This is a genomic window from Alistipes sp. CHKCI003 (genome assembly GCF_900021155.1).
GTDB classification, from domain to species: Bacteria; Bacteroidota; Bacteroidia; order Bacteroidales; family Rikenellaceae; genus Alistipes; species Alistipes excrementavium.
The window spans coordinates 93,599-116,581 of record NZ_FCNT01000018.1 but is presented as its reverse complement, the minus strand read 5'-3'; the positions used below and the strand labels follow the sequence as shown (position 1 = coordinate 116,581).

Sequence of the window (22,983 nt, the reverse complement as noted above, 5' to 3'; positions counted from 1 at the left end):
GAATGCCGCGGTCAACGCCGCCGGGGTCGGTTCCTTCTTCTGGCGGTCGTTCGCCGAACCGCCGCGGGGGAATGGCCCGGCATCCATAGGCGGGGCCGACGAGTGAGTGCCCGACCGCTCCGGAGCTGTTCCCCCTTTTCCCCAATCGGGTCTGCCACCGATCCAAACAAGGCAGAAGCAAGTTTTATCTTGGTTTTAATTATTTTTAGGTTGCCGGAGCGTCGTGAGACGTTCCGGTTTTTTGCGGCGTGCCGTATCGCCGGGTTTTCCGCCCGGCACCCCGGCACCCTTCCCGACGATATTCCCCCGGCAGGCCGGAGACCGCCGGGGGGGGAGCCCTCCTTCCCCCGGCCGCTTTTCCTGCCGCTACCGCCGCTCCAGCACGACGATCTCGGCCCGGGCGGTCGTCCGCGCGAATGCCTCCCGCATCGCCGCTTGGTTCGGATAAGGAATAAACACTCCGATCGGGACACCGATAACCGATGAAACGGGAAAGCCTTGCAAGGATAAAATGCAAGGCTTTCCTGTTTATAGTTTGATTTTTTTGGATGAAAAATCATCGTCCGTGCGGGGCGGCACGCCCCCGATGACGATACATCCGCCGGAGGCATCGGCGATCTGCCGCAGGCGTGCGGGAATATGCCGTTGTAGGTCATCGGCGGCAGGTGCTTCCCGTCGCGCGTCCTTCTCCTGCTGCTCTCCGGCCTCTCCGCCGTCACGGTCGCTGCCTACGGGTTTGAGCGCGAGTTGTATCTGCCGGTCGAGTCGTTCCATCTCCTTTTTCAGAGCTGCGAGGTCGGCTTCTTTGCGCCATGTGCCCTCGATGATCTGCCGGAGCTGGGGCACGTCCTTTTCCAGCAAGGTGCGCTCCTTGCGGAATTTCTCCAGCGTCGGTTCGATCGTGCCCAGCGCGTGCAGGGGGTTGAGCGCCGCCGTGCGCGGGTCTCCGGCCAGATTGCCGTAGTTGTACTGGTAGAGGTATTCTCCCTCTCCCCGCACATAAAAGCGGTTGTGAATGGACTCGAACCCCTCCTTCATGCTCTTTTCGCTCTTGACGATGATCTCGAACCCGTAAATGGAACCGATCCGTTTCTCACCCGTTCCCGTATCGACGGTTTTTGCGATATGGTTCAGTTGTTTGCCGATGAACTGCGGGTCGTTGCTCTCCACCCCGTCCAGCGTGATACGGTTGCGGTACGAACCGTCCTCGTTGAGTTCCGCACGGCTTCTGAAGGCTTCGAGGTCTTTTTCGATGCGCCCGATCTTGTCGTCGAGTTTTTCGATCTCCCCGAGCGTATGTTCCAACTGGCTGCGGCTCGACGACTTGCCGCGCACGAACGCCTGACGCTCGCTCTCCAGCCCCGCGATCTTCTTTTCGAGGCGTGCCTTTTCCAGCAGGTCGGTGTTGCCCGACAGCACGGCGACGTATTCCGAGAAGTTCATGCCGCTGCCTTCGTCCATACCGCCCTCGTCGATGGTACGCACGCCCAGACGGTTCTGCTTGAGCTGGCGGATGAACAGCTGCTTGTTATGCAGCAGCCCGAACTTGTAGGCGTCGAGCGACTTTTCGACGGCATAGATGATTACGTCCACCTGATTGTCGGCGTAGAGCTTGGCCACTTCGTTGCCTTTGCGGATGCCGCGTCCTTCGCGCTGCTCCAAGTCCGAGGGCCGCCACGGACTGTCGAGGTGGTGGATCGCCACGCACCGCCTCTGGGCGTTCACGCCCGTACCCAGCATATCGGTCGAGCCGAACAATACGCGGATGCGTCCGGTGTTCATCTCTTCGATCATCTTCTTGCGTTTGCCCTCGCTGCCGGCTGCCTCTTGTATGAAACGAACCTCGGAAGCCGGAATGCCGTGGTCTTCGACCAGCTTGCGCCGAATCTCGGCGTACACGTTCCACTCGTCTCCCGGCTTCCATGTCCCCAGATCGGAGAAGACGAACTGCGTGCCCTTGTGCTGATCGTACTTGCGGTAATATTGCGCGATCTGCGCGGCACAGTGGCTCGCCTTATTGTCCACATGATCGCCGTACAGCTCCGGGTCGATCATACGCATATCGAGCGACATTTTACGGGCGTAGTCCGTAGCGATCAGCATTTTGGCTTTCTCCTCGCTTTCCGTGAGGGGTGCCCGGCCCAGCACGGTGGCATCGCCTGTCTTGGCGAAATGCACCAACTGGTCGATAAACGCCTGCTGGTCGGGCGTGGGCGGGATGTTGTGCAGTATCTCGTTCTTGCGCGGGCGGTCGATACCGATGTCCTCGGCCGTGCGGAAATCCGTAATTTCCGAATAAAAAGCCGCCAGCTCCGGAACCTTGATGAAATAGCGGAAGCGTTCTTTCTGCACGATCTGGTTGGTGACCGAGAACTCGTAATCGACGCTCTTTTTGGCGAATACGGCGGCCCATGCGTCGAAGGTGCGGATGTTCTGCCGGTCGAGCGCTTTCGGACGCAGGTATTTGAACAGCAGATACAGCTCCGTGAGGGAGTTGGAAATGGTCGTCCCCGACAGAAATGTCGCCCCCAGATCGCGCCCCGTGCGCTCCTGTATGGTTCTGAGGGCAAAGAGCATGTTGAGTGCCCGCTGGCTCCCGTCGGGGTTGCCGAGGCCCGCCACGCGGTCGTGCCGCGTATTGAACATCAGATTTTTGAATTTGTGCGATTCGTCCACGCAGAGGTGGTCGATACCCATACGGCGGAAGTCCACCGCATCGTCCCTGCGATGGTCGAGGGCGTACTGCGCCTTTTGCAGTTTGGCCTCCAGATTGTGCTGGCGCTTGAGGCAGCCGGTCAGCATACGTTTCGACACGCTCTTGCCTTGCGCTTTGAGCAGCATAAGGTTCTGTTCTACGCTGTCGAGTTCCGCCCGCAAGATCTCCTGCTGGACTTCGGGCGACTGCGGGATCATGCCGAACTGCTCGTGCGAGAGGATCACCGCATCCCAGTCGTTGTTCTTGATCTGCCGGAATATCTGCTCGCGCTTCTTCGGCGTGAAATCCTCGCGGCCCGGATAGAGCACGCGGGCCATCGGATAGGCCGTACAGAAGGTTTTGGCGATCTCATGGATATTGGCTTTCAGTCCCGTAATTATCGGTTTGTTCACCAGTCTGATGCGTTTTTTCTCGTAGGTTCCGCAGCACATGATAAGCGTCTTGCCGCCGCCGACCTCATGGTCCACGATACCGCCGCCCAGCAGAATATCCATCCAGATAGCGTCCTTCTGGCTCGGATAGAGGTCTTCGATGCCTAACGCCTTACGGTCGAGGCCGGGAAAGGTCAGGTGCGAACCGTCGTACTTCGGGCGCACGAAACAGTTGAACTTGCGGTTATACATGTCGGCCAGACGCTCCTTGAAGTCGGCGGACTGGTCGCACAGCCAGTCCGTGAAACCGCTGCGGATCTCGTCGATCTTGATGTTGGCCTGCTGTATCTTCTCCCCGTCGCGTACCTTTACCTCTTTCCACTCGCCGTCGATCAGTTTGCGGGCTTTTTTGGTGATGTCCGGAATCGTGTTGTGCAGGGCGTGTTTCATCAGGTGCAGCCCGGTATAACGGCGAAACTCTCCCTGAACGGCATACTGGTTCTGTATCTTGATATTGTACTCGTCTTTGGCCGTAATGCCGAACTCGTCCAGATCGGCGATGTAACCGATCTTGACCTCCGTTTCGAAGAGCCACGAGGCGTAACTGTCGTAGATACCCGTAGGTATCCACCGCTCGCCGAAGTTGAAGTCCAAATCTTCAAAAGCGATGGGCTTGGGCGTAGCCTCTCGCAGTGCCGCGAGGGTCTCCCGTGCGCCCTCGTGATCCGGATTCTCGTCGAGGAAGCGCTCGACGCGGTCGGCCTTTTCGATGACGTTGCCCGCGATGACGCGTTCGGCGATCTCGTATTTCCCGCTGTCGGGGTTGAAGTAGATACGCCCTTTGAGCTGTTCCAGCACCTCTGCTTCGCTCGCCCCGGTAAGTTCCGATATATACTCGATATTAATGTCCGCATAACGGTTCATGCTGGCCGCCAGTGCCGTATGCACGTCGTCCGTCTTTTCGATCTCCGCCGGATTGAAGGCGACGGGATGGTCGAAGATGTCGGCCTTGTTCACGATACCGTCGGTGTAGCGTTCCAGCGAGAGTATCTCGTCGGCTCCCGGATCCATCCGTATCCGGTCGATATTCTGCGGTTCGTTCAGCCGGCCGAACCGCTCCACGAAGTTGTCGTAAAGGCTGTTCAGCATTACGCGCAGCGCGGGGTGCGGGGCCAGTGTATCGGCCTCCACGTTGTAGAGGTGATAATAGGTGTCCCGCACCTCGATATAGAGCGACATTTTCACCCGCTGTTCTTCGGGCAGGTCGAGCGGATGGAACATCGGGCGTAGGGTTTTCAGGTCGCTCAGGTATCCTACACGGCTCTCTTTATCCACGATGAGCGTCCCGTCGCGGTAATGTTCCGGCCGTTCTCCCTTGAAAGGCCGGGGTGCGAGCGGGTCTTCGGCCGCTTCGTCGCCGTGTGCCGTATTGCGCGGCGTAGCGGCTTCGGCTCGCTTTCCGGAAACACGTGCGGACGGGACGCCCTGCCGTACCGCACTGCCTGCGGGTGCCGGATTGTCCGCAGCGGCCCCTGTGACGGCGGCGGCATCCGGCGCGGGATGCGGAGAGCCGGTCGCATCGAACGGGTCGGCCTGTGGCGACAATGCGTCCGATAGCTGCGCCCTGTCTCCGGATTTGCCGTCCGCAGCACTGTCGGGAACCTTGCGTGCCGGTTCCGGCCGCTCCCTTCCGTATTCCGTTCGGGTCGCGGCCTGCGGCTGCCCGGCTACGCCGGATCGCCCTGCCGCAGGCTTCGCCGCATCCTGCCTGTTTCCGGTTATCGTTCTCGGTTGATTTTCTGCGGACGTACCTGCGGAGCGCTCCGCCGTTACGGCGGTCGATACCTCTGCCGGCTGTCGTTCCTCTTGATGCGGCCGGTTTTGCATCAGCCTCTCCCGCCAGTCCAGAGGACGCTCCTCCTCTTGTACGGGCTTGGACGCCTTCTGAGAAGAAGTCGCCGAGTCCTGTTGTGCAGGCCGGTGTCGTACCTGCGGCATCCCCGCTGCCTGTCGTTTGCCTTTAGGTTTCGGGCCGCGCTTCTTGGGACGGTTCACCTGACTGCGTTCTTCGGCTGAGAACCCGAACAGGTCGTAGAGCGTAAGCACCGGTTCCTGCTGTACGTTCAGCACCGGCTCCGGTTCGGTCTGCGTATCGAAAGCATTGAACAGCGATCCTGCGAACCCATCCTGCGAGGGTTGTCCGGCCGCTCGTGCCTGCGCTGCCGTTGCAGCGGGTTCCGCAGCCGCCTCTTCCCGCCCGTCGTCGGCCGGGCGTACCGTGCTGCCGGCACACCGTTCCGCTTCCTGCACGGACTGCGGCTCTTGCGCCGAGGCAGGGGCGTGTGCTGCTGTCCGCCGTGCAGCGGGTTCCATAACCGCAGGTTCGGATATTTCCGGCCGAACACCCTGTACGACGGGTTCCCGACGCATCTCCGATGTATCTGCCTGCTCCTTCTCCGGGGCTGCTGCCGCGACCGTTTGCACGGCGGGTTCGGCATATCCGTACATTTCCGGCGAGGGCGGGTACTCTTCCATAAACCGCCTCTCCCGCTCCTCCTGCCACGCGCCGAACTCCGCCCAATCCTGCCCGGCAGGCTGCCATGCTTCCTGCGTAGGCAGAGGGGGCAGGGATTCGTTCGGCATGGCGGCACCCTCGGCCTGCACGGTCGCTTCGTCCCGTATTTCCTCCGCTTCGGCATCCTCAATAGGGATCATCTCTCCCGTTTCGGGGTCGAGTCGGTAGCCGTCGGAGGCGGCCTGCGTAACGGCATACCGTTCTTCCATCCAGCGGTTAAGGTCGCGCCACTCCTCTTCGGTAGGGTGCCAGAACGGCCCCGGCTGCTCATCGAAAGGTGCGGGTTCCTGCATCCGGCCGCCCTGATACCGTTCCGCTTTCTGCCGCAGATCGGAAAGTACTTCTTGCAGTACTTCTCCGGCTCGGCGCGGGCCGCCGCCGCGAGTTGTTTCGGGAAGAGGGACGGAGGTCGCCGGCTGCCGGAATCCGGCGGTTTGCCGGGAAGAATGCGGCGAAACCGGAGCGTCCGGGAAGAGCATCGTTTGCGCGGATGAAGGTTCCGCCTGCCGCCTTTCGGCGCGGAGGGCCTCTTCCGTCCGGATTCTCGCCTCGGCCTCGTCCGGAAACCAATGGTCTTCTATGGCCTGCCAGAACGGATCGAGATCGGGAGGGTACGGCGGCTCGTCGTCGAATATACCGGCCGTAGTTTCCGGAGCCTGCGCCGCGGACGGTGCTGCCTGCCGCGTCTGCTGCCGGACTGTCTGGCCGGATAATTCTATTTCTTGCTCCTGCCCGATGCTGTTACGCTCCGTCGCAGGAATTTCCCGTGCGATCTCTCGGTTCCCGTGTTGCCGCAATGCCGTTTGCCCGGACAGCTCCGTATTCCGTGCCTGTCCGATGTCGTCGTGCGCCTGTCGCGGACTTACCGTCTCCGTCTGCCATTCCCTGTACTGACGCGGAGCGGTCTTCGGGGCATGGCTTTCGTACAACTCCCGGTTGAAATGCCGCTCCATATCCTCCGCGAGCATATCCGCCAGCGCACGGGCGATGCCTTCCACGCCTCCGGCGTGGGTGAACTCCATCGCCGGTTTCCCGTAAGGGTTCGTGCCCACTTTGGCCGAGGTCTGCACCACGCGGTCGAGCGATTGGAAGCTGTTGTTTACCGTAATGCCGTTCGAGAGCGTGCGTGTTTCGATAAAGTCCCGCTGCCGCTCGGAGAGGGGGCGGGCGGCCGAGTTCTTTTGCAGAACGATAAGGTCGCTGCCCACCTCCGTTCCGGCATGGTCTGTAAAGAGGTTGTTCGGCAGCCGCACGGCCGCGACCAGATCGCACCGCTCCATCAGCCACTCCCGCACGGGTCGATTGCGCTCCGCGTCGGCCACGCCCTGCGAGGTGATGAAGGCGACGAGGCCCCCGTCGCGCACCAGATCGACCGACTTCATAAAGAAATAGTTGTGTATCGCCCATGCGCCTTGCCGGCGCACCGGATCGCGCGAAGAGGAGAACGCCGGATCGAACAACGAAACGTCCCCGAATGGGATATTGCTCGTAATCAGGTCGAAGTGCCCCTCGTAGGCGGGTTCTATGGTTTCGAAGCCTTGCACCCGCACCGTATCGTCGGGATGCAGGCGGTGCAGGATAAGTACTGTCAGCGGGTCTTTCTCGAAGCAGGTGATCTCGGCCTCTTCGTTATAACGGCGCAGGTACTCCGCGAAAGCCCCCGTCCCGGCGCTCGGTTCGAGTGCACGCACCGGAACGACGCCCGCATTATAGAGCATCCGCATAATGGCGTCCGTCACGGGTTCCGGTGTGTAGAAGGCCGTCAGCACCGAAGCTTTGAGGCCGTCCAGATAGCGTTTGTACTCGCGCTCGCCGCCGGTGTTCTCTTTCAGCACGGCGTGCAGCTCTTCGATCAGAGGTGTGAGCGCCGTTTCCTTTTTGTGCGGCAGCGGCTCCAACACCTCCTTGATCGCTCCGAAGCCGCTGTACGCACGCAGCACATCCCGCTCTTCGGGCGTGGCCGCCCGCTGTTCCCTCTCCAGCGCGAAGGCCGTGCGGATCGCTTCGATATTGCGGCGCAGGTGTTCGGTCTTATTGTACGCCATTGTCGAGCAGGATTTGAACGGTTCCCGTAAGTTCGGTGTAGAGCCGCTCGTACTGCGGCGTGGCGGCGAAGTCGTCCGTAAGCTCGTAGCTTCGGGCGACCTCTTTGGCCTGCGGCAGGAGGATGAGGGCGGCCTCGCGGACATCCTCTTCGGGAATGTCCTCCGCGAACTCGCTGCGGATAACGTTTGCGAGCGTACTGTATAGCGAGAAATGAAGCCCCCGGTAGAGTACGGCGTCGGCCTCCTCGGCCGCTTCGATGCGGGAGCCTCCGCTGCGGATGATGCGGCTGTATGTTTCGGCCGCAGACTGCGCCCGCGTGCGGATGAAGTCGGCATCGTCCGCCAGGTCGGGATGGCTCTCCCGCAGATAAGAGAGCAGCGAAAGGCCGTAATAAGATAACCCCGTCTGCGGGGCGTTATGATGATCGTTCGGCATGATGTGGATTGTTCAGTGGTGTGAAACGCAAAGGTCGAAGGAAGAAAAGGCGCTCCGGGTTCCCACCCGAAGCGCCGCCACTGAACATCCCTGCCGAACGCCGAAAGCGTCTGTGACAAGTCGTCCAGCGGCAAAGATAAGGATTATTTCCGGACTTTCGCCGCACCCGGCTTACGGGGCTTGCCGCCTTGCTCGAAGGCGAACGCGGTGCGGTAATCGCCGTCGAAGACTACGGCGGCCTCGAACGTGCCCCCGTCCTTCTTGGCGAAGCCCTTGATCGTCGGCGTTCGTCCTTTGACGAGCAAGGCTTCCAGCTGGCCGTCCGTAAGCTCCTTTTTCGCTATCGTCCGAAATACGGTCAGGCCGCACTCCGCATTTTCGCACTTGGCTACTTTCGGGTAGAACGTCACCCGGCCCCCGCAGCGGGGACACAGAGCGCCTGTACGCCCGGCGACCGCCCCGACCTGCACCTTGAGCAGTTCGGACGTGATCTGCGAGGCGTAAACTTCGATACCTTTACGAAAGGTGAAGGCGTTCATCTCCCCGATAGCGATCTTCGCAAGGGCCAGCTCCCAGCCGCCCGTCATGGCGGCGTCGGCGATCCGCATATCTTTGACGATGCCGTACACGGCGAGGCCCTTCTCGGTGGGCACGAGCGACTTTTTTTCACGTTTGATATACTCGCGCGAAAAGAGCGTTTCGATCACCGCCGCACGGGTGGCCGGAGTTCCGAGGCCGGAATCCTTCATGGCCTCGCGCTCGGCCTCGTCTTCCAGCTCCTTGCCGGCGGTCTCCATTGCCGCGAGCAGGCTGCTTTCGGTATGCAGCGGGCGGGGGCGCGTCTGCTTTTCCACGAGGTCGCATCCGCGCACGGCGAGCATATCCCCCTCGGCGAGATCGGGCAGAGCCGCCGCATCCTCCTCCGTACGCTCTTCCGGCTCGCCCCATACCTTGCGCCATCCGGCACTCGTTACGACCGTACCGCGCACCTCGAACGGGATGCCCGCACACTCCATACGGACGGAGGTGATCTCTTTCAGACACGCGGGCGAGAACGCCTCGACCATGCGCCCGGCGATCATATCGTAGATTTTGGCATGGTCCGCCGCAAGTCCCGCAGGCGTATAGCCGGTGATCAGCAGGGCATGGTGGTCGGTCACTTTTTTGCCGTCCACCGAACGGCGGTTCAGCTCTCCGCCCGACAGGTCGGCGGCCTGATGGCCGAAACCCGTATGGCCGGAGAGCGAGGCCAGCAGCGGGGCGATCTCCTCGAACACGTCCTGCGGAATGTAGCGGCTCCCCGTGCGGGGATAGGTGACGAGCTTCTTTTCGTAAAGCTCCTGTGCGATGCCGAGCGTCTTTTCGGCCGAGAAGCCGTGCCGCGTGTTGGCCTCTTTCTGGAGCGAAGTCAGGTCGTACAGCAGCGGCGGCTGCTCGGTTGCATGGCGGCGTTCGACCTTTGTAACCTTTACGCCGTCGCTGCCCCGGACGGTGGCACAGGCTTCCTCCGCCGCCGCTTTCGTGTCGAATTTCGGGGACGAGAGGGCGGCGAAGGCCGTAGCGTCTTTGGCCGTGTGGAGCTTGAGCCGGAAATAGGTCTGCGGCGTGAACGAGGTGTTTTCCAGATAGCGCCCGCACACCAGCGCCAGCGTAGGGGTCTGCACCCTGCCCAGCGACCATGCACCGCGTCCGGCGGCGATGGCGAGAGCTTGGGATGCGTTGATGCCCACGATCCAGTCCGCCTCGCAGCGGGCACGGGCCGAGAGGTAGAGATCATCGTACTCGCTGCCGGGACGTATGGCTGCCAACCCCTCGCGGATGGCCCGCTCGGTGAGGCTGCTGATCCACAGCCGGTCGAAGGGCGTCTTGCAGTCGAGATAGTGATAGATAAAGCGGAAAATCAGCTCGCCTTCGCGCCCGGCGTCGGTAGCCACGACGATTCGTTCGGCGCGGGAGAACAGCTCCTTGAGGACGGCGAGCTGTTTGACGGCTCCCGGATCGGGCTTGTACTCCTTGCCGCTTTTGACGCGGCGCGGTTCGAGGACGAAGGTTTCGGGAAGGATCGGAAGGTTCTCCCTCTTGAACCCTTCGATGCCGTAGGCTTCCGGCATGGCCGGGCCTACGAGGTGGCCGAAGGCCCATGTGACGGCGTAGCCGCCCCCTTCGATATAGCCGTCCTTACGGGCGGTAGCGCCCACGACGGCGGCGATCTGCTGTGCTACCGAGGGCTTTTCTGCTATGATGACTTTCATTCGTTCGGTTTTTCGGATGTTTTCAGTGGCTATTTATTTTGCTGCGCCGCCCGCTCTTTCTCCTTTTCGAGGCGGGCGATCAGCTTGCGGTCGTAGTAGAGGTGGTTGCCGTTCTCGTCGTAATACCGGCTGTCGTCGTCCTGCGTCCGTTCCGCATCGGGGCGTTTGCCGATATAATAGAGGATCAGCAGGATCACGACGGAGAGCGACACCGAGGCCGCGATGATAATCAGAATGGCCGCGAACATGTTACAGACCTCCCACGCTCTTGGACTTCTTCGGCTGAGGCTTCGGCGGGGTGACCTGACGCACTTCGCGTTTGGACTGCCGTTTCTGCGGCTGTCCTTCGGTCTGCTTGGACGGCTCGTTCGACGGGGTTTGAGCCGGAGCCTGCGACTGCGAGGAGGACTGTTTGCGCGAGTAATCCGGGTTCCAACGGTACGATTTGATCTTTCCGGCCTCGTAATCGGGTTTTACCCAGCGATCCGCACGTTCCGGGCTTCCGGGGAATTGCAATCCCTGCAAATAAGTCGCTTTGACATCTTTGCGCTTTTCGGGGAAATTGAGGGCGTCCAGCCATTGATTGTAGGCTTCTTGGGGCAGCTCCACCCCGAACACCCGCTTGGGAATGAACATGGCCTGCGGGCCTTCCGGCAGGGGGTTGCCCTGCTCGAAACGTTTGGCGGCATATACCCCTCGGTTGTGCTCCTGATAGCGCCTTTTGTCGAGGCCGCTGTGGTCGAACTCGATATTGCTCTCCGAGGCGTCGATCTGAATGTAAGCATCGCGTTTGTAACCGGAACGGGTGGTATAGCCTTTCAGCAGGATTTTACGTCCGGAGTAGAAGTCGAGCTGTTCACCCTCGGAGAGGTCGGCGTTCTTGATCGATGCGCGTTTCTCGAACTCCGAGACAGGCATCGCAACGAGTTCGTTTGTCCATTTGTCGCGCGAAACGTAACAGGGCGTCATCCTACCCGGCTCCAGCTCCAGGTCGATCACCTTGCCTGCATGACGGGTTTCGGCGATGTTGCGCTTGGCCTCGTCGTCGAGCAGCACGTTGTGAAAGGGCGCGTCGAGGTCGCACTTCTCCCGATAGTAGTGCGGCACGACTTTCAGCGAGCCGTCGGCCTGCTCTTCGAGCGATACGCGCCCTTTGGTGGTGACGCGCATGCCGCCGGGTTCCTTCTCCGGCCGCATTTCGATCAGTCCGTGCGATTTGTGCCCGTAGGACATCGCCTTCAAATGGGGTTCGAGGTCTTCCATACGGATGCCCATGCGCTCCATATCCGCCGTGTCGATTCTCGAAATATCCATAGGCTCGAAACGGGGAACCGCGATCTGCTGTTCCATTTTTGCGAGCTCTTCGGCCGGATCGACGCGGTAGTTTTCGAGCAGCTGCGGATCGAGGTCGATTTTGATGAGTTTGTCCAGCACGCTTTCGGCCATGATGAAGATCTCCGAGATACCCGTTTTTACAGGGTCTTGCGACTGCTCCATGAATTTGGTGAAAAACGCCTCCAGAGCAGGCTGGTTCGTGTTCACGTCGAACAGTTTGGCGACATTCGCCGCAGTGGGGTCGAGCGTCTCGATGTTTCCGTCTTCGTCGATACTGCCGACGGCCTTCAGCTTGCCCTCCTGACCTTCTCCGGTCTGCCTGACGAGCATTACCTTCTTCTCGTCGTTCTTTACTTTTTCGTCCATCTTTGCGAAATATTAGATTAGCACCAATAGCGGTGCAGGGGACGAATTTAACCCGCCTGCGAACGGCCCGGGCAGACCGGCCGCCCCCGTTGTCTCGGTTGGAACAGGTGTTGGAAGAGGTTGGCGTCGGTACGGGCAAAATGCGGAAACGACGAACGGTCGGAACGACTATCGTTTCGACCGCCCCGGGACACTACCTTCCGCCGCGGATATTGTCCGGATATTCGTCCCTGCCATGCGCCTGAACAGTCGGTATGAGTAGTGTATGTGCAGGAAGAATGACGCTCCCGCATAAGGGAGCGGAACAAGATTGCCCGTCTTTACCAAACAAAGCATGATCTTTTTGCATCGGAAATAACAAAGTTGCATTTCAAGGGTTTCTGTACTTGGAATAAAAAATTGTTTTGCGGAAATTTGCACTGAATTTTACATGAGTGTTGTTCTATGTGAAAATTATTTTCTACTTTTGTTTTGTCGAGCAATCGACAGACATATTGTTAGAAAGTGTTTTCGCACCGTCCTTAACGGAAAATCTGACAATTTTCAAAGGGAAAGGGCTACGAACAGCACTCATTTCTTGTTTAGATATATGCGATCGGGCATTTTCATTGCTCATGGGTTCCATATCTATTCAAGTGTGGGGTATTCGTTTATTTTCCCTTGGGTTTTGTCAGAACCTTCCGTTAGATAAACGAAATCGACTCCACACTTTCTTTTTGTATCAACCCACCGTATAGGAGCCGGACGGTAAAATTGAAATTTTTGTTTAACCCTAATATCAATTTTACTATGAAATCCTTTCATCTTTTTATCGTTTTCGCGACATCTTTTTTGACCGTTTCTTGCGGTGCATCGAAGAAAACAACCTCATCCGACTATCAGTATCAACAATGGAAACAACAACAGGAACAACAGGCAACTGCACCGCAGCGTCCTGCACGTACTCTTCGCACAACCGAACCGTGTATCGAATTGGCACAAGCGGATGCAGAAAACCTGCGAGCCTACGGAACAGCCACATCCTATGTTGAAAAAACTGCATTAAACGAAGCAGAGCGGGATGCCCGCAACCGACTTGCTGCTATGATAAAAGTAGCGGTAGAAGGGGCTGCGCAGGATTACGAGCAGAATGCAAATAAGAATTTGAAAAAATCGGCGGGGACAATCGGAGAGTCCGTTATGACGCAGTTTGTCGCCGAAGAGATTAAAAATACACGAATTCTCAAAACGTCTATTTATGATTTGGCCGATGGCAGCATCCAAGTATATGTATGTCTCGAAATACGGACAAATAAAAACGATTTCGAAAAGAATCTTAACAATACCCTCGACCGTGACGGCATCATCGAATTGCAGTACGATCGAGATCGTTTCGTGAAGAAGATGGCCGAAGGGCTTGAAGAATATAAGAAGAAGCAAATACAGGAGTAGTATGAAGCATTTCGTAATTCTGTTGATCCATGCGTCGATGCTGTTTCTTTTGGGAGAAACGGCATCGGCTCAATATCGGTCGTCGGAGAAAATCAAACCGCAGTGGCTTCATAAACTCCCAAAACCGAGTAATTCATCGTTTATGTACGAAACGGTTTCAGCCTCGGCCTCTTCGCTGGATAATGCTCGCGAAAAATGTCTTGCCGAGTTGATTGCTAATTCCGGATTGAAAAATGGCGTTGTAGCGATTTCCGACAATAAATCTTCGGAACGCTTATCCCAAATATGGAATAACGGCAAATTAACGGAACGAGTAGAATACGATAGCCACACGAGTACACACGCCCAATACGATGCGATAAAATTGCACGTCGAAAACATTGCCGAATATTGGGAACGGGATCGTTCGGGGAATTATTATCTGACGAAACTCTATGCCAAATCCGAATTAGGCAAGGCCCCTTTGTTCGATAATATCGAACTGACAACCCGCTACGGCGCCCGTGGACTGTGGCGGTCGGCGATCATTCCGGGCTGGGGCCAATTCCACAAAGGAGCCAATCTCAAGGGCGGCCTGATCCTCGGGGGGTGTGCGGCATTAGCGGCAGGAATCGTCTTTACCGAAAGCCAGCGTTCGGACTATGCCCGGAAAATAGCCCAAACACACAATATAAATCACATAAAAACTTATTCGACCAAAGCCGACCATTTCGCTACTGCACGCAATATTTGCATCGGAGCCGCCGCCGCACTCTACGTCTATAATTTAATCGATGCGATAGCGGCTCCCGGAGCACGACGTATCGTAGTCCATCGAAGAAATGGAAATGGACAAACATACTCTTTTGTACCGGCCGTGATGCCGGACGGTAGTGCCGGAATGATCGCAGCGGTTACTTTTTAACGGATATTCATCATCTTATGAAACGCCTTTCTCTTTTCTTGTTGGTCTTGCTTTGTTTCGGATGTAGCGAGAGCGAAGTGGATACTTTCGGCGGTATCGCCGGTACTGTCGCCGATGAAATAACGAAGGAACCGTTAGCCGGCGTAAAAGTTTCTCTGACACCGGGAGGAACGTCCCAAGTGACCGGTACAGAAGGAAATTTCCTGTTCGATAATATCGACCCACAGGAATATACACTGACTTTCACCAAAGACGATTATGTCAGTCAGACGCAAAAAGTTTCCGTAAAGGCCGGTACGGCATCGAACGTCCAGATTTCGATGGAACCGATCACTCCGATTTTGAATGTAATGCCTAAAGAATTGGATTTCGGGGAGGAAACCGCAACGCTTGCTATCGACATCACCAATGCGGGAAAAGGAACTTTACAATGGAACATCGACGAGGATATCGCATGGCTGTCCTGTTCCCCCGTCAGCGGAACGACCAATAAAGAATCGTCCCCCGTCGTCGTTACGGTTTCGCGTACGGAAATGGATCGCGGTGATTATAACGGAATGATCGTTGTCACCTCGAACGGAGGGAGCCAAAAAATACCCGTTTCTATGTCCGTAGAAAGTGTGAATCTCGAAATCGAACCCGAAGAGTTAAACTTCGGATCGCTTACGAATTCCATACAACTGACATTGAAAAATACAGGTTCCGGGACTTTGAAATATACGGTCGAATCGTCTAACGAATGGTTGGTATTGAATAAAGAATCCGGGTCGGTAACAAAAACCGATTACTTGGAGGCGATTGTTACACGCGAAGGATTATCTGCTGGAAAGTATAATGCGACGATCTCGTTCTCCGTCTCCGGAGGAAACGTCGTCGTTCCTGTAAAAATGGAGGTCGCCGTAAATGAGAAACCTACGGTATCGGTCGAAAATGCGACCGATGCAACTTACAATAGCGCGGTATTGCACGGGACGATGGTATCGGTCGGAAGTTCGAAAGTGACGAAATACGGATTTTGCTGGAGCGAACAACCTACACCAACACTCGAAGACTCATATTCCAATTTGGGAGACTGCACGGCGCCGACAGCGTTCGAAAGTGTCGCAAACGATCTGAAATCCGATACGAAATATTATTTTCGGGCTTATGCCGAAAACAACGTCGGTATCGTATATAGTGAAAAGGAACTGACATTCACCACTGCCGGATTGCCGACTTTACCGTCGGTAACGAGCGGAGCCGTTACCGAAATCACGAGTACTACAGCCGTAGCCAAAGGCAATATCACGTCGTTGGGCAATGTCGGTAAGGTAACAGCCTATGGCCATGTCTGGAGCAAAACAGCGGAGCCGACCTTACAGACAGGGAAATACACGAATCTCGGCGAAGCGACGGAGACAATGGCGTTCTCCAGTGAAATAACCGGATTGGAATCTCACACGATTTACTATATACGAGCTTATGCAACCAACGAAAAGGGAACTGCTTATGGCGAAGAGAATGTATTTACGACTGCAAAAAACGATGTTCGGCTGACAACTTCCGATGTCACCGAGATCGTCCATAACGCAGCGACCTGCGGAGGTGTCATCGCCGACAACGGAGGGCATACGATAAAAGAGCGAGGTGTTTGCTGGAGTACGAAATCGGCACCGACAGTCGAAGACAATTATACGGTTGCCGACAATGACAAACTGTCGGCTTTGGTTTCCCGGTCGATTCCGTCCTCGGTTAAAACGCGCACGGAGTACGTTACGAGAGCGGAAGATCGCTTTTCATGCCGGATTACCGAATTGGCCAAAGAAACGAACTATCATGTTCGGGCTTATGTTCGAACCTCGGATGGCAATGTATTTTACGGTAATGAAAAACAATTTACAACGACCGAAGAAGTCGCACTTCCGTCGTTGACAGAAATAACCGTATCCAATATTCAGACGACGAGTGCGACCGTCGTCAGCAAAATCGAATCGGACGGCAATTCGGCCATTTCCGAATGTGGATTCTGCTATTCGAAAGGTGCCGCTCCGACCGTCGAAAGCGGGGCGAAGATTGCATGCGATCCCTCTTCGGCCGAACTCGGGAAAAATATTACCGGATTGGAAGAAGGTACGACCTATCATATACGCGCCTATGCCAAAAATGCAATGGGAGTCGCCTATAGCAAAGAGGCGGAATTTACGACGTTGGCCGTCACCGTTCCGAAATTGAGTCCGGTTGTCATCGAGAACGTCGGCCGGACGACCGCCTATGCTTCGGCAACGGTTGCGGAAACAGGGAATGCCTCGATAACCGAATGCGGTTTTTGTTGGGCGACCAATCCCGATCCGACCATATACGACAATAAAGTCCCCTGCGAAGTTGGTAATTCATTCAAAACGAAATTACAAGATCTGCCTTTGCTGACAACGGTTTATGTGCGGGCTTATGCAATCAATTCGAAAGGAACGGGATACAGCGACGACGCATCGTTTACGACGACAGATACGGATATCGACATTTGGGACGGTGTATCGGTGGCTACGAAATTCGGTGGCGGCATGGGAACGGAAAGCGATCCCATCATCATCAATTCGGCAGATCAACTAAGATTATTATTGGATCGAGTATCATCGGGAACAACTTATTCAGGAGTTGTTTTTAAGATGACAACCAATATTGGGCTGAACAACCATGCATGGTCGCGCTCTGGAACATTTGCGGGTACGTTTGATGGTAATAATATGCTTTTGACTGGAGTGACGTCATCAATTTTTTCTGCAGTAAGTGGAACCGTGATGAATATTCAAATTAGTGGGACTTCGCAAAATGCTGGTATATGTCTTACAAATACTGGAACAATAACAAATTGTGTCAACAATTGTTTTATAACATCAAACAGTAATAATATCGCTGGTATTTGCTTGTCTAATTCTGGAAAAATTGAAAGTTGCACAAATAAAGGCAAAATTCAGTCAACTGGCTATAACGTGATTACAGGGGGCATTGTTGCAACTAATTCGGACAACGGAATTATTGACGGATGTATAAATTATGGTTCAATTAGTGGAAATGGAATAGTTGGGGGAATAGTTGCTGAGAGCTCAAAATCTGCATCTTCCGGAACTTTTGATTGTGGGCGAATCCAAAACTGTTCTAATTTCGGTATAATTTCAGGTGATGATGCAGGAGGAATCATTGGTAGTGTTGAACTTATTTATACTGGGAGCAATATGGCGGCATCATCAATGAGATTAACAACTTCAATTGCTAATTCTTTCAATTGCGGAGATATAACGGGTAATAATAGAGGCGGCATCTGTGGAAGAATTAAATTATATTGCTGCGCGCACAACAATAGATATGGTAATTATTTCTACTTTAAAACAATCGTGAATGTGTTTAATTGCATCAATAATTCAAATTGCACAATATGTGGACATTATTCTCTTGATTACCCCTCTGGTGGTTACAACTTTAAAGATAGCGATAGCGGGATGTTCCTTTCAGGAACGACATATTGGTTATATGATGTGGCCAATAACATTGGACAAGAATATGCGATAGAGAATGATAAATCTTATGACATAACACATTGGTACACACGTACTACCTCTGGATGTTTCTTGCAAGGAAATTCAACAGATATCGTATCATTGTTGAATAGCTGGGTTTCGTCCAATTCTGGTACAACGACCTATAAACGCTGGAAATACGAAACGATCGACGGCTATGCTTGTCCGGTTTTAGAGTAAGGCGTTATGAAAAAATTTCTATTATTCGTCGGTTTAGCGATTTTTACAGAGCAACTGCATGCACAGGATACATCTCTTTGGGTCGGAGTTTCTAAGAACTCCGACCCATTGATACGTCGCCAAGAGGCGTTTATGGATGCTCTTTGCCGATATATCACATGTAGCGCTGTTCATGTAGGTAAATCCACGGAAAAAGATCGTGAAAAAATTACAACAGTGAATAGTATTAAGACCTGCCGTTTCCAAATACTATCCGATATTATGGATGAAGAGGAAGAAACCGTAACGATCTCCATTGGTCGTGGAACTTTAATAAATTATAAATTTATCTCATCATCTCTAAAAACGGACAAAGAGACACAAACGGATATCGTGTTGATTGTTACGTATGAAGAGGATTCGGAAAGGAATAAAACACGATCGCAACATGAATATCGGAATCATTGTATTGAACGGGAAGATGCATCCGGTCACATACTGAAATCGTCTAATGAGTTTAAATATGAATGCGTAAATGTGGGAACGTATGAGTAGCCGTAATATAAGGGTAGGTATTGCCTTATTAGGGTACCTATTTGTCAGTATATCTGAAATCCATGCTCAGTCATTTGAAGAATACAAACGACAGGCATTGTCCGATTTCAATAACTACAAGAAACAGCAACAACGAGATTTTAAGGAGTACCGCGACCGCGTAAATGCCGAATTTGCGGAATATATGCGTCGCGCATGGCCGCAGTTCGATGCGCAGCCTGCCGAGCCGGTTCCCGACCGTCCCGAGCCGCCGCGACCGGCGGTAAAAGACCCGAATGCAGGGCCGTCGAACGACCCGATTCCATTCGACAACGTGATCCCGAGTCCCGATCCCGTACGGCCCCCGCAGCCGGTCGTTCCGCTACCGGTACCGGAACGGCCCGTACAGCCGTCATTCGCATTCGAGTTTTACGGCACTCCCTGTACGGTATCGCTCGATGCAGGCCATCATTTCACATTGCGAAATATCAATGAAAATGCGGTGGCCGATGCGTGGACACGATTGTCGTCGGATGCTTATCTCACGATCGTCGCCGAATGCCTTGCATGGCGCGACCGGCTGCGTCTTTGCGACTGGGGTTACATGCGTTTGGTCGAATGTATGGCAACCGCTTTTTTTTCAGATTCGGAACGGAACGAAGCTCGTCTGTTGCAAATGTATATTCTGACTCAATCGGGATATAAAGTGCGTATTGCCCGTACCGACGACCGGCTCGTGTTGTTGTTGCCATCCGAAGACGATATATATGAAATGCCCTATTTGACCGTCGACGGACACCGCTATTACGTGGCAGACCCAACCGTACGGCAGCAGTCATTTCACGTTTTCGACCGCGAATTTCCGAAAGAACAGTTTTTCTCATTGCAAATTACTACGGAACCGTTGTTGGCGATCCGTCCTTCCGAACCGCGTCGGTTCGCATCAGAACGTTATCCCGACATTTCGGCTATCGTTAAAACCAACCGTAATTTGATCGACTTTTACGACGAATACCCCCGTATCGGATGGGATTTATATTCTCGGAGTTCGTTGAGTGCATGGGCAAAGGAGCAGTTGTATCCCGTTCTGCGCCGGTGTATTGCCGGAAAATCGAAATCGGAGGCTGCCAATACGCTGATCGATTTCGTACAAACGGCTTTCGAGTATAAAACAGATGAGGAGCAGTTCGGGTACGAACGACCGCTTTTCGCCGACGAAACGCTCTATTACCCTTATTCGGACTGCGAGGATCGCGCGATTTTCTATTCGATTTTGGTGCGCGACCTGCTCGGATTGGACGTCGTGTTGCTCCATTATCCGAACCATCTGGCTACTGCGGTATCTTTCGGTGAAGAGATTGCAGGAGACTATCTTATGCTTGACGATCGTAAATACCTTGTTTGCGATCCTACTTATATCGGAGCGCCCATCGGAAACGCCATGCCGCAGTTCAAACAAACGGCAGCTAAGGTTATTCGCATTCATTAAACAATATAAACACAAGGGATGGCAATGCTATCCCTTGTGCTTTTAGCTTAAATGTGAGTTGCTTATATTTTCCAGCTTTTCTTAATACCGTGCCACTCTTGCCGGAGGCTTTTTGGCTTTCGTATCCCAGAATACGGGAGCAACGGATAACTTGCAACTGAATTGCGAAATCGTGCCGTTGGTCGTGATACGCCCTATAATGGGGACTTTGCCATTCTACGCGGATTGATGTATCAAATAGAACAGGACTTTGAAAGTGCTTTTTGCCATAACTCTAATAAATTTAAGGTTAATACGTTGAATAGAGTTATTTGTTGTTGGTAGATCCAACGCAACAAGCTGAAAAGCTATTCGGAAATAGATGCGGTAACGATTTAGTAACGTAATTCCGGTTTCTATTGGCTTTTCGATGGCTTCAGTTTGGCTTCGACAGCGCAGTCCGTTCCTCTCTAAATCTATTGTTTTCAACCTTCTGCCCCAATTCGCTCTAATTCTCAGTTTTTATTCTTATCTTTGTCGCAGAAGAGTTATTTGAAAGCATGAGAAATAGAGTGTCCCCGAACACTTCCCTTTTTCTTATCCGTTAGCTTATCTCATGCGAGTCCTTCATAATCTGCTCGTAGTCAATTAAACATATACAGACTACATCAAAGATACGAAAAGTCGGGCGCAAAAACGAATTTTATTCGGTTTTGCCCGGACGGAGTATCCGAGGCGCAGCCGAAATGCGAAAAGCCGGGCGCGAAAACGAAGTTTCATTCGGTTTCGCCGGACCGGAATGTACGGGGCGAATCCGAAAAATACATTCATTTAATCGTCAGTTTTCCGTTCGGCAGGGTCGAAATCTCGCCCGAGGCCAGCAGTCGCTCCACGGCTGCTGCTGCGGCGTCGGCGCTCCCGCCGATGCGTGCGGCGAGCTCCGCGGGATGGAGCGGACCCGCGGAGAGCAGGCGCAGGATCGCGCCCGGGTCGGCCGCTGGGCGTCTGCCGGCACGGCGGCGGGCGAGGCACACGTCGCAGACGCCGCACGGCACGGGGGCCGGGCTGCCGAAATAGCGCTCCAGCACGACGCTCCGGCACTCCTCATCGTTCGCGGCGTAGGCGAGCATCCCCTCGAACCGTTCGCGGATGAGTTTCTGCCGCAGGCGATAGGTCTCGGGAGCGATGTAGAGGTCGGCTTCGGGGAGCCGTTCCTCGTTGAAGAAGAGGATCGGCGAACGGTTCGAGGGGATGTAGCGGATGAGGCGCAGTTGCCAGAGGCGTTTCAGGAGCTCCTTGACGCGCTCCACGGTGTAGCCGCTCCACAGGGCCAGCTGACCTTCGTCGATGGGGCGGAAGTCGACGAAGACGCCGTCGTAGAGACGCAACAGCGTGCGGATGAAGTGGTCCAGCTCGTCGCGCTGCACGCGCACCTTGTAGAGGTCGTCGCGGCTGACGCAGAACATCACCCGTGCGGGGTTCTCCTGTTCGTCGGTGAGGGTCATGTAGCCGTTCTGCTGAAGGAGTTTCAGCGCGCTCTGCACCGTGCCGGTGTAGTAGCGTTCGCGTGCGCAGAAGTCGTGTATGTTGAACAGAAACGACGCTTCGGCGCCGTCGCCGATGCCGACGCGGAGGTAGGAGCAGATCTTCGAGTAGATCTCCTTGATCTTCGCTATGGGGGGGAATTCGGCCTCGAAGCGCCGGACGATCCGCCCTTCGTCGTCGGGCGAGACGAGCAGCACGGCGTAGCTGCGCCCGCCGTCGCGGCCCGCACGGCCGGCCTCCTGATAGTAGCTTTCCAGCGAGTCGCACGGGGTGTAGTGGACCACGAACCGTACGTCGGGTTTGTCGATCCCCATGCCGAAGGCGTTCGTAGCCGCCATCACGCGCACCTTGCCCGAGAGCCACTCCTCCTGCCGTGCGGAGCGTTCCGCGTGGGCCATGCCGCCGTGGTAGGCCGCGGCTGCGATCCCCTCGTTGCGCAAGAGGTCGGCGACCTGTTCCGTGCCCTCGCGCGTGCGGACATAGACGATGCCCGAACCCGCGACGTTGTGCGCGATGCGCAGCAGTTGTCCGTTCTTGTCCTCCGTGCGGCGGACGCTGTACGAGAGGTTGGGCCGTGCGAAGCTGCTCCGCAGAACGTGCGGCTCGGCGAAACGGAGCTGCCGCATGATGTCTTCGGCCACGGCCTCCGTCGCCGAGGCCGTGAGCGCCAGCACGGGAACCCCCTCGGGCAGCTGCTTGCGCAGTTCGGCGATGCGCAGGTACGAGGGGCGGAAATCGTAGCCCCACTGCGAGATGCAGTGGGCTTCGTCCACGGCCAGCAGCCGCACGTTCATGCGCTGCACGCGCAGGCGGAATGCTTCGGTGGCGAGGCGTTCGGGAGCTGCGTAGAGGAACTTGGTGTCGCCGTAGGCGCAGTTGTCGAGGGCGATGTCGATCTGCCGCGGCGACAGTCCCGAGTGGATGGCCGCGGCGGGGATGCGCTTGGCCCGCAGGCGGTCCGTCTGATCCTTCATGAGGGCGATCAGGGGCGTAACAACGATGCAGAGCCCGGGACCTGCGAGCGCCGGAATCTGGTAGGTGAGCGATTTTCCGCCGCCGGTGGGCATCAGCGCCAGCGTGTCGCGCCCGTCCATCACCGAACGGATGATCCGCTCCTGCATGGGGCGGAACGTGTCGTAGCCCCAGTAGCGTTTGAGCAGGGCGTGTATGTCGTTCGTGGGTTTTTCCATTCCGACAAAGATAGTGAAAGCCGGGCGGCAAGCCAAATCGGTCGGGGGCTTGCTCGGGGCGCATTCTGTGTCTAAGGCCGTGTCAAAGATACGGAAAGTCCG

At 55.4% G+C, this 22,983-nt stretch carries 11 protein-coding genes and 1 pseudogene; 5 read left to right on the top strand and 7 right to left on the bottom strand.

The annotated features are described in order from the left end of the window. Positions 1-528 precede the first annotated feature (528 nt). From BN3659_RS13430 to BN3659_RS03265, 5 genes are all read right to left on the bottom strand, one after another. Positions 529-7,707 carry an N-6 DNA methylase gene (locus BN3659_RS13430; RefSeq protein WP_253181052.1) on the bottom strand — a complete coding sequence of 2,393 codons (7,179 nt, stop codon included), beginning with the start codon at positions 7,705-7,707 and terminating at the stop codon, positions 529-531. Next, on the bottom strand, positions 7,694-8,143 hold the full coding sequence (locus BN3659_RS03280; RefSeq protein WP_091534543.1) for a DUF1896 family protein: 450 nt from the start codon (positions 8,141-8,143) through the stop codon (positions 7,694-7,696). The genes BN3659_RS13430 and BN3659_RS03280 overlap by 14 nt, the downstream gene beginning before the upstream one ends. 143 nt (positions 8,144-8,286) lie before the next feature. Further along, entirely contained in the window at positions 8,287-10,395 is a 2,109-nt protein-coding gene (locus BN3659_RS03275; RefSeq protein ID WP_091534542.1) for a type IA DNA topoisomerase, read from the bottom strand. Positions 10,396-10,424: 29 nt separating this feature from the next. Further along, the gene (locus BN3659_RS03270; RefSeq protein ID WP_091534540.1) at positions 10,425-10,643 is read right to left on the bottom strand and encodes a hypothetical protein; all 219 of its coding nucleotides are present in this window, start codon (positions 10,641-10,643) and stop codon (positions 10,425-10,427) included. Position 10,644: 1 nt separating this feature from the next. Next, positions 10,645-12,096 (bottom strand): DUF4099 domain-containing protein, encoded by a 1,452-nt coding sequence (locus BN3659_RS03265; RefSeq protein ID WP_091534539.1) that lies wholly within the window; start codon positions 12,094-12,096, stop codon positions 10,645-10,647. A 789-nt stretch (positions 12,097-12,885) separates the two neighbouring features. On the opposite strand from BN3659_RS03265, the gene BN3659_RS03260 reads away from it, so the two are divergent. The 5 genes from BN3659_RS03260 to BN3659_RS03245 are packed head-to-tail and all read left to right on the top strand — an operon-like array spanning position 12,886 to position 20,167. After that, positions 12,886-13,527: a hypothetical protein gene (locus BN3659_RS03260; protein WP_091534537.1), complete on the top strand. Its 642-nt coding sequence runs from the start codon at positions 12,886-12,888 to the stop codon at positions 13,525-13,527. A 1-nt stretch (position 13,528) separates the two neighbouring features. Beyond that, positions 13,529-14,431: a DUF5683 domain-containing protein gene (locus tag BN3659_RS03255; protein WP_091534535.1), complete on the top strand. Its 903-nt coding sequence runs from the start codon at positions 13,529-13,531 to the stop codon at positions 14,429-14,431. 17 nt (positions 14,432-14,448) lie between these two features. Continuing rightward, the gene (locus BN3659_RS03250) at positions 14,449-18,165 is read left to right on the top strand and encodes a BACON domain-containing protein (RefSeq protein ID WP_091534534.1); all 3,717 of its coding nucleotides are present in this window, start codon (positions 14,449-14,451) and stop codon (positions 18,163-18,165) included. Between the two features lie 6 nt (positions 18,166-18,171). After that, positions 18,172-18,699: a hypothetical protein gene (locus tag BN3659_RS12775; protein ID WP_141682474.1), complete on the top strand. Its 528-nt coding sequence runs from the start codon at positions 18,172-18,174 to the stop codon at positions 18,697-18,699. Further along, complete coding sequence (locus tag BN3659_RS03245) at positions 18,692-20,167, top strand: hypothetical protein (RefSeq protein ID WP_091534533.1); 1,476 nt, start codon at positions 18,692-18,694, stop codon at positions 20,165-20,167. Before BN3659_RS12775 ends, BN3659_RS03245 begins: the two co-directional genes overlap by 8 nt. An 81-nt stretch (positions 20,168-20,248) precedes the next feature. On the opposite strand, the pseudogene BN3659_RS13610 reads toward BN3659_RS03245, so the two are convergent. Together BN3659_RS13610 and BN3659_RS03235 are read right to left on the bottom strand one after the other, a co-directional pair. Further along, a pseudogene (locus tag BN3659_RS13610) lies at positions 20,249-20,371 on the bottom strand (hypothetical protein); the annotation flags it as partial. 602 nt (positions 20,372-20,973) lie between these two features. After that, on the bottom strand, positions 20,974-22,881 hold the full coding sequence (locus BN3659_RS03235; RefSeq protein ID WP_091534532.1) for a RecQ family ATP-dependent DNA helicase: 1,908 nt from the start codon (positions 22,879-22,881) through the stop codon (positions 20,974-20,976). Positions 22,882-22,983 lie beyond the last annotated feature (102 nt).

What these genes read in the sequence shown, in the direction of transcription:
- BN3659_RS03255 (WP_091534535.1), top strand. Translation starts at nt 13,529, where the DNA reads ATGAAGCATTTCGTAATTCTGTTGATCCATGCGTCGATGCTGTTTCTT.
- BN3659_RS03265 (WP_091534539.1), bottom strand. Translation starts at nt 12,096, where the DNA reads ATGGACGAAAAAGTAAAGAACGACGAGAAGAAGGTAATGCTCGTCAGG.
- BN3659_RS03245 (WP_091534533.1), top strand. Translation starts at nt 18,692, where the DNA reads ATGAGTAGCCGTAATATAAGGGTAGGTATTGCCTTATTAGGGTACCTA.
- BN3659_RS03275 (WP_091534542.1), bottom strand. Translation starts at nt 10,395, where the DNA reads ATGAAAGTCATCATAGCAGAAAAGCCCTCGGTAGCACAGCAGATCGCC.
- BN3659_RS13430 (WP_253181052.1), bottom strand. Translation starts at nt 7,707, where the DNA reads ATGGCGTACAATAAGACCGAACACCTGCGCCGCAATATCGAAGCGATC.
- BN3659_RS12775 (WP_141682474.1), top strand. Translation starts at nt 18,172, where the DNA reads ATGAAAAAATTTCTATTATTCGTCGGTTTAGCGATTTTTACAGAGCAA.
- BN3659_RS03235 (WP_091534532.1), bottom strand. Translation starts at nt 22,881, where the DNA reads ATGGAAAAACCCACGAACGACATACACGCCCTGCTCAAACGCTACTGG.
- BN3659_RS03280 (WP_091534543.1), bottom strand. Translation starts at nt 8,143, where the DNA reads ATGCCGAACGATCATCATAACGCCCCGCAGACGGGGTTATCTTATTAC.
- BN3659_RS03260 (WP_091534537.1), top strand. Translation starts at nt 12,886, where the DNA reads ATGAAATCCTTTCATCTTTTTATCGTTTTCGCGACATCTTTTTTGACC.
- BN3659_RS03270 (WP_091534540.1), bottom strand. Translation starts at nt 10,643, where the DNA reads ATGTTCGCGGCCATTCTGATTATCATCGCGGCCTCGGTGTCGCTCTCC.
- BN3659_RS03250 (WP_091534534.1), top strand. Translation starts at nt 14,449, where the DNA reads ATGAAACGCCTTTCTCTTTTCTTGTTGGTCTTGCTTTGTTTCGGATGT.